This window comes from Rhodobacteraceae bacterium IMCC1335 (assembly GCA_039640495.1).
Lineage (GTDB): Bacteria > Pseudomonadota > Alphaproteobacteria > Rhodobacterales > Rhodobacteraceae > Thalassovivens.
The window spans coordinates 2,532,514-2,544,293 of record CP046864.1 but is presented as its reverse complement, the minus strand read 5'-3'; the positions used below and the strand labels follow the sequence as shown (position 1 = coordinate 2,544,293).

At 54.0% G+C, this 11,780-nt stretch carries 10 protein-coding genes and 1 pseudogene; 8 read left to right on the top strand and 3 right to left on the bottom strand.

From position 1 onward, the window contains the following. Positions 1 to 45: 45 nt before the first annotated feature. From GN241_12225 to GN241_12215, 3 genes are all read right to left on the bottom strand, one after another. Complete coding sequence (locus GN241_12225; protein ID XAT58050.1) at positions 46 to 1,023, bottom strand: NADPH:quinone reductase; 978 nt, start codon at positions 1,021 to 1,023, stop codon at positions 46 to 48. A 151-nt stretch (positions 1,024 to 1,174) separates the two neighbouring features. Next, a complete protein-coding gene (locus GN241_12220) occupies positions 1,175 to 1,549 on the bottom strand; it encodes a cyclic nucleotide-binding domain-containing protein (GenBank protein XAT58049.1) in 375 nt (124 codons plus the stop codon). A gap of 369 nt (positions 1,550 to 1,918) precedes the next feature. After that, complete coding sequence (locus GN241_12215; protein ID XAT58048.1) at positions 1,919 to 2,134, bottom strand: DUF1127 domain-containing protein; 216 nt, start codon at positions 2,132 to 2,134, stop codon at positions 1,919 to 1,921. Positions 2,135 to 2,350: 216 nt separating this feature from the next. Here GN241_12215 and GN241_12210 point away from each other — a divergent pair, with 216 nt between their 5' ends. From GN241_12210 to GN241_12175, 8 genes and pseudogenes are all read left to right on the top strand, one after another. After that, positions 2,351 to 3,415, top strand: a complete 1,065-nt coding sequence (locus tag GN241_12210) for a P-loop NTPase (GenBank protein XAT58047.1) — start codon at positions 2,351 to 2,353, stop codon at positions 3,413 to 3,415. A gap of 636 nt (positions 3,416 to 4,051) precedes the next feature. Beyond that, positions 4,052 to 4,549: a division/cell wall cluster transcriptional repressor MraZ gene (gene mraZ / locus GN241_12205; protein ID XAT58046.1), complete on the top strand. Its 498-nt coding sequence runs from the start codon at positions 4,052 to 4,054 to the stop codon at positions 4,547 to 4,549. 11 nt (positions 4,550 to 4,560) lie between these two features. Next, entirely contained in the window at positions 4,561 to 5,547 is a 987-nt protein-coding gene (gene rsmH, locus GN241_12200) for a 16S rRNA (cytosine(1402)-N(4))-methyltransferase RsmH (GenBank protein XAT58045.1), read from the top strand. Next, entirely contained in the window at positions 5,547 to 5,900 is a 354-nt protein-coding gene (locus GN241_12195) for a cell division protein FtsL (protein ID XAT59274.1), read from the top strand. The genes rsmH and GN241_12195 overlap by 1 nt, the downstream gene beginning before the upstream one ends. After that, positions 5,869 to 7,706, top strand: a pseudogene (locus GN241_12190) (penicillin-binding protein 2). The gene GN241_12195 and the pseudogene GN241_12190 overlap by 32 nt, the downstream one beginning before the upstream one ends. Before the next feature lie 48 nt (positions 7,707 to 7,754). Then, on the top strand, positions 7,755 to 9,263 hold the full coding sequence (locus tag GN241_12185; GenBank protein ID XAT58044.1) for a UDP-N-acetylmuramoyl-L-alanyl-D-glutamate--2,6-diaminopimelate ligase: 1,509 nt from the start codon (positions 7,755 to 7,757) through the stop codon (positions 9,261 to 9,263). After that, positions 9,260 to 10,675 (top strand): UDP-N-acetylmuramoyl-tripeptide--D-alanyl-D-alanine ligase, encoded by a 1,416-nt coding sequence (gene murF, locus GN241_12180; GenBank protein ID XAT58043.1) that lies wholly within the window; start codon positions 9,260 to 9,262, stop codon positions 10,673 to 10,675. The genes GN241_12185 and murF overlap by 4 nt, the downstream gene beginning before the upstream one ends. Next, positions 10,675 to 11,757 (top strand): phospho-N-acetylmuramoyl-pentapeptide-transferase, encoded by a 1,083-nt coding sequence (locus GN241_12175; GenBank protein XAT58042.1) that lies wholly within the window; start codon positions 10,675 to 10,677, stop codon positions 11,755 to 11,757. The genes murF and GN241_12175 overlap by 1 nt, the downstream gene beginning before the upstream one ends. The last annotated feature ends 23 nt before the right edge of the window (positions 11,758 to 11,780 follow it).

Below are 11,780 nucleotides of genomic sequence, written 5' to 3'. Positions count from 1 at the left end.
TGCCATTTTGTTACAGGTGTGGCGTTCCGTTGAGCGACGATGGGTTCAAATTGTAAGCACCGTGCTGCCCATTGTTTCGCGGCTTTCCAGCGAAAGATGCGCGGCGGCAACATCCTGCAATGCGAAGCGTTGGTCAATCCGGATCTTTACCGCACCTGTGGTGACTTTATCGAATAAATGCCGGGCCATAGTTTGGCAGGTTTCATGCTGCGCGATATGGGTGAAAACCGAGGGCCTGGTAATTTTCAACGATCCAAGCGGCGCAAGCTGGGCAAGGTCAAACGGGGGGGTCTTTCCCGAGGAATTGCCGAATGTGATCATCATCCCGAAGGGTTTTAAACAGGCAAGAGATTTATCAAATGTATCTGCTCCGACCGAGTCCATCACCACATCAACGCCTACGCCGTTGGTCAGTTTTTTAACCTCGCTCAGAAAGTCATCACGTTGATAATTTATGCAATGCACCGCGCCATGGTTCAGCGCGCGTTGGCATTTTTCATCGCTGCCTGCAGTGCCGATCAACGTGATCCCTTCAGATTTTGCCCATTGGCAGGCGATCAAGCCTACCCCGCCCGCTGCTGCGTGGAACAAAACCGTGTCGCCGGCTTTCAAAGGTGTGGTGCGGTGGAAAAGATATTGCACCGTCAGGCCTTTCAGCATCATTGCAGCGCCTTCTTCAAAGCTGATCGACTCGGGCAAAACGCAGACCTGATCCGCGGGCATAACGCGCATTTCGCAATAGGCGCCGGCAGGGGCGTTGAACGCATAGGCGACCCGATCGCCCGTTTTCAGATGCGTGACATCGCTGCCAACCGCGTCAATAAGGCCGGCGGCCTCTGTGCCCAATGTATGCGGCAAGGGCATCGGGTATAGCCCTGTGCGTTGATAGATATCGATGAAGTTTAAGCCGCAGGCTTTATGCGCAATACGCACTTCATTCGGCCCCGGCTCACCAACCTGTTCTTGGATGACCTTCAATTGGTCGGCCCCGCCAAATTCTTCGATTATGATTTTTTTACTCATCCTGTGGTCTCTTTTTTTGCGATTACACCTCGTGATCTAGCGCAGCCAGCGCTCATAGCCATCCCGCGGCAAGGCTGTTCATGGCCAGTGCGTGCTTTTTATTGGTATTCAAAAGCTTTACGCGGCGCCTGCTTGCGGGCCTGATGCGCGGTTAGGTTAATGATTTATACATTTGCAGCTCGCTCCAGATCTTTTCATTCGTGCTATTGGCTTCGGTCAGGCGGGTTGCCAAAGCGCGAATAATGCCCTTAATTGCGGGGTCTACTTTTTCCATTTTTTGAGTTAGCACTGCCGAAGAGACATGCGTTAAAATGCAATCGGTGCGCGCAATTGCATTCACGGTTCGCCGTTCGTCGAGCAATTGACCAATTTCGCCAAATATTTCGCCCGCGTGCAATGTGGTCAGATGCATATGGCCGGGGGACACTAGATCCACCTCGCCCGAATGCACGATATAGGCGCCATCGGGCATCGTGGAGGCTTTGTAAATTGTTTGTCCGGCCTTAAAGTTAAAAAAGACAGCCATACGAGGAATCCTATCATAATTTAAGAAGACATGCGCCGGTCAATCTTTGCAGTCTTGCCTGAATACGCCCGCTTCTGCTTCCAGCGAAAGCGAAATTTCTTCGCAGATCAAGCGTTAATTTCGACGACATGTAGATTTGGCAACACAGCCAAGCTACCTGAAGCGGGCGGAGCCGCCCATTGGACCGGGAAAGAGCGTGGTGCGGCGATGGCGAGACCTGCGGTGTTTTATGGCGCGCCGCCACGCGCGCTGGTTCACAAGATGCTGCCGCGTAGCCCTTTAACATAAGTCCGGTTGCGCTTGTGGGAGGACAAGCGCAGCCGCTGAGGTTTGAAAATACCTGGGAATTACGAATTTTCGAGTTGCCTTTTACAGCGCGTTTGCCGCGTCCTGTGCTAAACGGCGAATTGACGCGCGGCTTAACCCTAAATCGGACAGATCCCGATCGCTCAACGCACTCAACTCGTTCACGGTTGTGCGGTAAACCCTCCGGCGCTGCATTGCTTCGGTCAGTTTGTTAAGGGCTGCGAAAATGCCGCCAAACACGGCTGGTTTTGCGAATGAACTGTCAGCTGTGAAAGCCATATTTTTATCCTTTGTGAGATGGTTGTCTCTGCGTCTCTGATGCTGTTGAAGATACGTTTATTCTGCGCCTGCACAATAGATAAGCGCGCAATGCCGCTATGCAGCATTTGCATGATTGGGGTTGGGGCGCTAGGTCGCGCAGGCGGATATATGATCCGGCTTGCATGTTTGTTCTAAATTCGGCATGCCGGCATTGAAGCGATGAAAGGCAAGAACATGCGCGATCAAATTTTTCAAGAATTAGACAAAATTAAGATGCCAAACGGCCAATCTATCGTCGCGCTTGATATGGTGCGGGCGCTCACGATCGACGAGAGCCATGTACAATTTGTGATCGAAGCCCCCTCTGCTGCAGTGGCCGGCGCGCTAGAGCCGCTGCGCCAGCAAGCGGTTGAGGCCGTTACCGCCTTGGCCGGTGTGACCAAAACCAGCGTCATTTTAACCGCGCATAGTGGCGCTGCCGAAAAGCCCGAGCCGCCTCAATTGAAAATTGGCGGCCACCCTAAGCCTCAGGCAGCACCGATGAAGCCCGCGGGTGTGGCGCGCATTCTGGCCATCGCCTCTGGAAAGGGAGGGGTGGGAAAATCGACCGTTTCATCCAATTTGGCGGTTGCTTTGGCCAAACAGGGCCGCCGCGTGGGCTTGTTGGATGCTGATATTTATGGGCCATCGCAGCCGCGTATGATGGGGGTGCAACAGCGCCCGGCCAGCCCGGATGGTAAAACCATTATACCGCTTCAGGCCCATGGGGTCACGATGATGTCGATTGGTCTGATGCTTGATCCGGACAAAGCGATTGTGTGGCGCGGGCCGATGCTGATGGGCGCGTTGCAGCAAATGATTTCGCAAGTGGCCTGGGGGGAGCTGGATGTTTTAATCGTTGATCTTCCGCCTGGAACGGGCGATGTGCAGCTGACTCTGTGCCAAAAATCAGAAGTTAGCGGGGCGATTGTGGTGTCAACGCCGCAGGATGTTGCGCTGCTCGATGCGCGTAAAGCGCTGGACATGTTTTCCACGTTGAAAACACCCGTGCTGGGGCTGATCGAAAATATGTCGGTGTTTCATTGCCCGCATTGTGGAGAGGCCAGTGAAATTTTTGGGCATGGTGGCGTGGCAAAAGAGGCCGAGACGCTCAATCTTCCGCTCTTAGCGACATTGCCGATTGATCTTGAAACCCGCAGAGCCGGCGATGCGGGACGTCCCGTCGCGGCGGGCACTGGCCCGGTGGCCGAAGCCTATGGGGCGTTGGCCGCGCGTCTTGTGCAAGGCGGTATGGCCTGACTGGGCGTGTTTGCGCAGGGCCTTGCACGAAAGGTTAACGGCGCTGGGGCCTTAAAGAACGCAGGTTTCACAAGAGTTGGGAATTCGTGGGAAATCTCTATGTGAGGTCTCTCTGCCGCAAATTTTTTCGTAAGAAAGCTCAAAATAAATTTTTGCATTTAAAAAATCTAATAGTTTCTCTGCAAATTTGTGAGAATTGAGTGGTGAGAGCGGATTTTTGCTTATCGTGCTTCCCTCAACAGATAATCTATATTTAGTATTTTGAGATGAAATGAATACACTATGTAGGGGCAATTGGGTGATTTGATTTAAGTCTCAATTTCGATCTACATTTATTTCCCATAATTTACCATAAAATCCCAAATTTTTCTTGATATTAGCCGGCTACCATGGCATGAATGGCCCTAGGTAAAGCGGGATATCAAAATACGGACGCTAAGATCCGAATTCCTTTGGCAGGTTTCATGCAGGCCCCGACTTTACCGCAGCAAGATGTCCGGCGCGCTCACGTTCTCCCCCCCAGGTCTGCGCCGCCGGACGTTTTCGCCCCGCGGAGCAAGATCGGCGGATTGGGTCTATGTCTCCTGATCCGCCGCTTTGTTTTAAAGGGTGTTGGGGGAAAGGCGTTGGGCGCGAATGCGAAGATTTAGAGGCGAAAGTCTGCATAAGATCGATACGAAGGGCAGGGTGTCAATCCCCGCGCTTTTTCGCCGCGTAATCCAAGCCTGCGATCCCAATTGGCAAGAAGGCTTGCCCCCCGAATTGGTCATTGTCTACGGCGATGCGCGCCGACCCTTTTTGGAATGTTATACGGTTGAGGCCATCGAAGAGGTGGATCGTAAGATTGACCAATTGCCGCGCGGATCGGTTGGGCGAAAAACGCTAGAACGGTTATTTCACGGACAAAGCTATCCTACCTCTGTTGACGAGACGGGGCGTTTGGTCTTGCCCGCCAAGCTGCGTCAGAAAATTGCGGTCGAGAGCGAGGCCTATTTTATCGCCGCCGGTGACACGTTTCAAATTTGGAACCCCGGCCGCTACAGCGAGGATCAGGCCAAAACCGAGGCGTGGTTGAGCGATCAACCGGATGATTTTGATCCGCTAAGCTTTTTGGATGGCGGTCAGGAAGGGTAAGGGTGGCCTCTGTGGCGATTGCACAGTCAGACAAGCCTCACATCCCGGTTCTGATCGAGCAAATCCTTTCGCAGATCGCTCCGGTTTCGGGCCGCTGGTTGGACGGTACTTTTGGCGCCGGCGGCTATACGCGTGCGCTGCTAGAGGCTGGGGCTGAAAAGGTTTTTGCGGTGGATCGTGATCCTGCTGTTTTTGATATGCCGCGGGCTTGGCCGGCGGCTTTGCAAACCCGTTTGGAGTTTATTCCGGGTTTGTTTTCGAAGCTTGATGACTATGCGCAAGAGCTGGATGGGATTGTTTTGGACCTAGGGGTCTCTTCCATGCAGCTTGATCAGGCGGAGCGGGGGTTTTCCTTCATGCGCGATGGCCCGCTGGATATGCGGATGAGCCAGTCGGGCCCCAGCGCGGCTGATTTGGTGAATGGGTTGCCCGAGGCCGATATTGCCAATCTGCTATATTTATACGGAGAAGAACGCGCCAGTCGCAGAATTGCCAAATCGATTGTGCAGCGCCGCAGTGATGCCGTTTTTGAAACCACGATGGATCTGGCGCAGCTTATCGAAAAAGCGCTGCCGCGCAGCAAGCCTGGACAATCCCACGCGGCGACGCGCAGCTTTCAGGCGCTGCGCATCGCGGTGAATAATGAATATGGTGAGCTTTTCGCAGGTTTGCTTGCGGGAGAGCGTGCGTTGCGTGCGGGCGGTTTGTTTTGCGTTGTGAGCTTTCACTCGATTGAAGATCGCATGGTCAAACGGTTTTTTCAAATGCGTGCGGGCCGCGCGGGTTCAAACAATCGTTACGCGCCGCATACTGCGCCATTGCCCACCCAATTTGAACTGGTTTCGCGCAAGCCGATTTTGGGAACGCCCGAAGAAATTGCACAAAACCCACGCGCACGCTCTGCAAAGTTACGTATTGCGCGGCGCACCGCCAGCGCGGCAGGCGGGGTTGTTACACCTTCAGACTTGGGCATGCCGCTCATGGATTTACCGCTATGATGCGCAGTTTTCTTTATATTACCACGGCAAGCGCTGTGATTGCATTGGCCTATTGGGCCTATACGGAAAACATAAAAACGCAAGCGGCCATAACCCATACCGAGCAGTTGCAGGTTGAAATCGGCAAGCAGCGGGCCCGCTTGGCCATTTTAAAAGCCGAATGGGCCTATCAAAACCGGCCCGGACGGTTGCAAGATTTGGCCAATCTGAACTTTGATCGTTTGCAATTACTGCCTTTGCGTGCGGATCATTTTGGCCTTGTTGAGCATGTTTCCTATCCGCTTTTGCCCAGCTTTGATTTATTGCTGGTTGATCCCGTTGATGTGGCAGAAAGGTCGGTGGAACGTGACTGATTTCAGCCAATTTTCGGGACTGCGCAGCCCATTGCGTCCGCTCAGTCAGATTTTGCCGGCGCGGGCGCGTGGCGAAGATACGCGCCAAATCGAACGAGACAATATCAAGGCGCGGCATTTTGCAACGCGCGATAAATCCCGCCTTATGGCGCAGGGGCGCATTCTGGTGCTTGGGGGGTTTTCTTGTGCTTATATGCGGTATTGGTTGTGCGTATTGGCTTGTTGTCCAGCGCTGAGCCGACGGAACCCACCGCGCAAGATTTGGGTCTGTCAATTGTGGCGCAACGGGCGGATATCGTGGATCGCAAAGGCCGCATTCTTGCGACCAATATGGAAACCCATTCCTTATACGTTGAAACCCCGCATCTGGTGGATGCAGCCGGCACGGCGCAGGCTTTGGCGCGTATCTTTCCCGATTTAGACCCTGAAAAACTGTCGAAAAGTTTCACAGATGGGCGAAAGTTTTTGTGGATTAAGAAAAAGATAAGCCCAGAGCAAATGCAGCGCGTGCATGATATTGGCGATCCAGGGTTGCGGTTTGGGCCCCGGGAAATGCGGCTTTATCCCAATGGAAATTTGGCTGCGCATATTTTGGGGGGCACCAGCTTTGGTCGCGAGGGTGTGCATTCGGCCGAGGTAGTGGGCGTTGCGGGTGTAGAAAAATCTTACGATGCGCGTTTGCGTGATCCCAGCCAATCCGCCACAGCTCTGAAATTATCGATTGATTTATCGGTTCAGGCCGCAACCGAACAGGTTTTATGGGGCGGTATGCAATTGATGAATGCTAAAGGCGCGGCGGCGGTGCTCATGGAAGTTGAGACCGGTAAAGTGATTTCATTGGCGTCTTTGCCCGATTTTGATCCCAATGATCGCCCGGCGCCGCCGGTTCAGGGGCAAGCTGCTGACAGCCCTTTGTTCAATCGCGCCGTTCAGGGAGTGTATGAGTTAGGCTCTACGTTTAAGATTTTTGCCGCAGCGCAAGCGATGGAGCTTGGGCTGGTTAACCCGCAAACGATTATCGATATTCGCGGCCCTATTCGGTGGGGCCGGTTTTCAATCCGAGACCACCATTATCTTGATAAAGAGCTGTCAGTGGCAGATATCATCATCCGCTCAAGCAATATCGGAACTGCGCGGATCGCACAATTGATCGGCGCCGAGCGCCAGCAGAGCTTTTTGGGGCAGCTTGGTCTGCTAACACCCATCCCGTTTGAAATGATTGAAGCCAGCGGTGGCAAACCAATTCTGCCTCCAAAATGGTCCGAGCTCTCGGCGATGACGATTTCTTATGGCCATGGGCTCTCGGCCACCCCGCTGCATCTGGCCAGCGCTTATGCCACCATTGCAAATGGCGGATTTAAAGTGCAGCCAACCTTGTTTGATGCGCCGCGCTCTGGTGAAAAAGAACGGCTGATCTCACCAGAGGTGGCCAGCGCGTCTTTGGCTATGTTGCGCGAAGTTGTGCACGGCGAGCAGGGCACAGCGTCCTTTGCCCGATTGCCCGGTTACGCGGTTGCTGGTAAAACGGGCACAGCCGATAAGCCAAATCCGCGTGGCGGCTATTACAAGGATAAGGTCTTGGCCACGTTTGCTTCGGTTTTCCCGGCAGATAATCCAAAATATGTGTTGGTTGTAACGCTTGACGAGCCAGAAGAACGTTCGGGCAAAAAGCCCCGCAGAACCGCCGGTTGGACCGCCGTTCCCGTTGCCAGTGAGCTGATTGCCCGCATCGCACCGCTTCTGGGTGTGCGCCCTCAGATTGAAACCCAGCCACAGGCTGCTATAACCTTCGCATCCAGCAATTAAGGGAGGGCGCAGACCTATGGCCCGCTGTCTTGGTTTTCAAATCCGACGATGTCTTCGGATTATGAGGGCGCTGCTTTGAAATCCCTGGCTGAGCTGGGTCTCACCGCTTTAAGGCCATTTTCAAAGTCTCTTTCGGGGCTGTTTATCGACAGCCGACTGGTGCAGGAGGGGGGGCTGTTCATCGCTTTGCCTGGTACACAAAGCCACGGGGCTGAATTTGCAGCGCAAGCGGTTGAGAATGGCGCAGCTGCGGTTCTGACCGACCAAGAGGGTCACACGCTTATGCGCCAGTCTTTGCCTGAAATATCGGTCGCGCTGGTGGTTGTTGAGGATCCGGCCGCCGCGCTTGCATCGGCCGCGGCCCTTTGGTTTGAGGTGCAGCCAAAAAAAATTGTTGCGGTGACTGGGACTAATGGGAAAACTTCGGTGACGCATTTTTGCCGACAAATTTGGACAGAGCTTGAGTATCAAGCAATCAATTTGGGCACCAATGGTGTGCAAGGGGCGTTTACGGCGCCTTTATCTTACACCACCCCAGATGCGCTTCTTTTGCAGTCGCTTTTGGCAAAAGCGGCTTTGGCCGGGGTAACGCATGCGGCAATCGAAGCCTCCAGCCATGGTTTGCAGCAGCGCCGGCTGGACGGGGTGAAACTTTGCGCCGCAGGCTTTACCAATTTCACGCAAGATCATTTGGATTATCACAAAGATTTTGAGGATTATTTTCGCGCCAAAACGGGCTTATTCGATAGATTGTTACTGCAAGATCAGCCCGCTGTTTTAAATATTGATGATCCTAAACTGGCTGAGCTGGCGGCGCGGCTTGAACAATCAAATCAGGCGATAATCACGATTGGGCACCGTCCCGAGGCTGATATCTGCATCGATAATTTGCGCTTTACCGCTACTGGGCAGGAGATGCGATTTACGTATGAGGATATGCCGCGGCTTGTTAACCTGCCGCTGCGTGGAAAATTTCAAGCTGAAAATGTTCTGATGGCCGCGGCCCTGGTGATTGCGGCCGGTGCAAAGCCCGCGGCGGTGTTTGAGACTTTAGAGCATCTCACGACCGTACGGGGCCGAATGGAATTGGCGGCGCAGCGTGAAAATGGGGCTTTGGTCTTTGTTGATTTTGCGCATACACCCGATGCGCTTGAAAAGGCTATTTCAGCTTTACGGCCGCATGTTTTGGGGCGTTTGGTGGCGGTGATCGGGGCCGGCGGGGATCGTGATCCCTTCAAACGCCCATTGATGGGGGCTGCAGCTGCGGGCGCGGCTGATTTTGTGTTTGTGACCGATGATAATCCGCGCAGCGAAGATCCAAGCGAAATTCGCAAAATGGTGATCAGCGGTATGCCAGAGCCCGCGCATGTAAAAGAGGTGGGGGATCGTGCCGAAGCTATTTTGCGCGCGGTTGATATGCTGAAGCCAGGTGATGCGCTATTGATTGCTGGCAAAGGGCATGAAACCGGTCAGGTGATCGGTGATGATATTTTGCCTTTTGATGATGTTGAGCAGGCCAGTTTGGCCGTGGCTGCGCTGGATGGAGGGCTTGTATGAGCTTGTGGAGCGCGCAAGAAGCAGCCTTGGCCACGGGCGGAGAGACTGCTGGAGACTGGCAGGCAGAGGGCGTTTCGATTGACACCCGCACCCTTCAGGCGGGGGATTTGTTTGTGGCGCTTGCGGATCAGCGCGACGGTCATGATTTTGTTGCTGATGCGCTGCAAAAAGGCGCTTCAGCAGCGCTGGTCTCGCGTCGACCTGCAGATGTTTTGAGCGATGAAAACCTGCTTTATGTTCAGAATGTTCAAGCAGCACTTGAAGGCTTGGCACGCGCGGCGCGCCAACGCAGTGCGGCGCAGGTGATCGCGATCACTGGATCAGCAGGAAAAACATCTACCAAAGAAATGCTGCGCGTAATGCTGCAAGCTCAAGGCAAAACCCATGCCTCTTACGCCAGCTACAATAATCATTGGGGCGTGCCCTTAACTTTGGCCAGCTTGCCGCGCGACGCGGCTTTCGCAGTGGTTGAAATTGGCATGAGCAATCCAGGTGAAATTGCGCCTTTGGCGCGCTTGGTGCGCCCGGATGCCGCTTTAATCACTACGGTGGCGCCGGCGCATTTGGCAGCCTTTGAAAACCTTGAGGGTATCGCGCGTGAGAAAGCCGCGATCGTGCAGGGCCTTACTGCGCAAGGTTATGCGGTTTTAAATGCCGAAGCGCCCTGCATATCGGTGATGGAACAGGCGGTCGCAGCGAAAGGATGCCAGAGCCTCTGGTTTGGAACCGGCGCGGCGCAGGCCAGGATGACGCAACTGAGCGTAAAAGATGGCCTGATGCAGGTGATGGCCAGCATTGGTGATTTATCCCTAAAGTTCGAACTGCATACAGTGGGGCGGCATTTTGCCATGAATGCGCTGGGTGCGTTGGCGCTCTTGTCTAAACTGAACGCGGATGTTGAAAAAGCAGCGCGAGTGCTGGCGCAGTGGCAGCCTGCAGAAGGCCGGGGGATGCGCCACCAGTTGCACGCGTCCTTTGGCGCGGTTGAATTGATCGATGATGCCTATAATGCAAACCCTGTCTCGATGCAGGCGGCTCTGGATGTTTTGGCGCAAGCTACGTCATCGCGCAGGGTGGCTTTTTTGGGTGATATGAAAGAATTGGGCGCGGATGAGCGGGCGCATCACAGCGCCTTGGCGCAGCTGCCCGCCATAAGAAATATTGACCTCATCCATACGGCAGGCCCGTTGATGGCAGCCTTGCATCACAGCTTGCCGGTGGAAAAGCGCGGGCAGCATTTTGCCAATGCGAAAGAGATGGCGGCCTGTGTTGAAGATTTTCTACAGGCAGATGATTGCATTTTGGTAAAGGCCTCTTTGAGCAGCGGTTTGCGGCAAGTGGTTGACGCGATCAAAATAATCAGCCAATCCGATCCGGATTGCGCGGCGCGCCCGGTGGAAAGGAAACGTTAATGCTGTATTGGCTAACAGCTCTGTCAGACGGGGGAGATGCTTTTAACCTTTTCCGCTATATTACCTTTCGCGCCGGCGGAGCGTTTTTCACCGCGCTGATATTTGGCTTTTTATTTGGTCCGCCTTTGATCAATGTGTTGCGTCGCCGTCAGGGCAAAGGCCAGCCCATTCGCGCCGATGGACCGGAGGGGCATTTTGCCAAGGCGGGCACGCCCACGATGGGGGGGTTGCTGATCCTTTTGTCCGTGCTGAGCTCTACCCTGCTTTGGGCGCGGCTTGACAACGGATTTGTTTGGATTGTGCTTTTTGTAACCTTTTCTTTCGGCTTGATCGGTTTTGCTGATGATTATGCGAAAGTCAGCCGGCAAACCGCGGCGGGTGTACCGGGCAAGCTGCGGTTGGCTTTGGGCTTTGCAATCGCGGCAATTGCGGCCTATTTCGCCACGTCTTTTCATCCTGATCCGCTTCAATATCAGGTCGCCATGCCGGTTTTTAAAAATCTTTTGCTGAATTTCAGCTTCTTATTCTTACCCTTTGCGATGCTGGTGATCGTCGGTTCGGCGAATGCGGTCAATCTAACCGATGGGCTGGACGGGCTTGCGATTATGCCTGTTATGATCGCCGCGGGGGCGCTGGGCGTGATCGCTTACGCCGTTGGTCGGGTCGATTTCACCAGTTATCTTGATGTTCATTATGTGCCTGGAACAGGCGAAATTCTGATTTTCTGCGCCGGATTGATTGGCGGTGGTATGGGGTTTTTGTGGTATAATGCGCCCCCTGCAGCAGTGTTTATGGGCGATACGGGATCTTTGGCCTTGGGGGGCGCGCTGGGCAGTATCGCGGTGATCACCAAACATGAAATCGTTTGGGCGATTATTGGTGGTTTATTCGTGCTCGAGGCGCTGTCGGTGATCATTCAGGTCTTGTCGTTCAAACTTACGGGTCGGCGGGTGTTCTTGATGGCGCCCATTCATCACCATTACGAAAAAAAGGGCTGGGCTGAGCCCACAATCGTGATCCGGTTTTGGATTATTGCACTGATCCTTGCGATGATTGGTTTGGCGACCTTAAAGGTGCGCTAACGCCTCTGCCGGAGGCTTGTTTG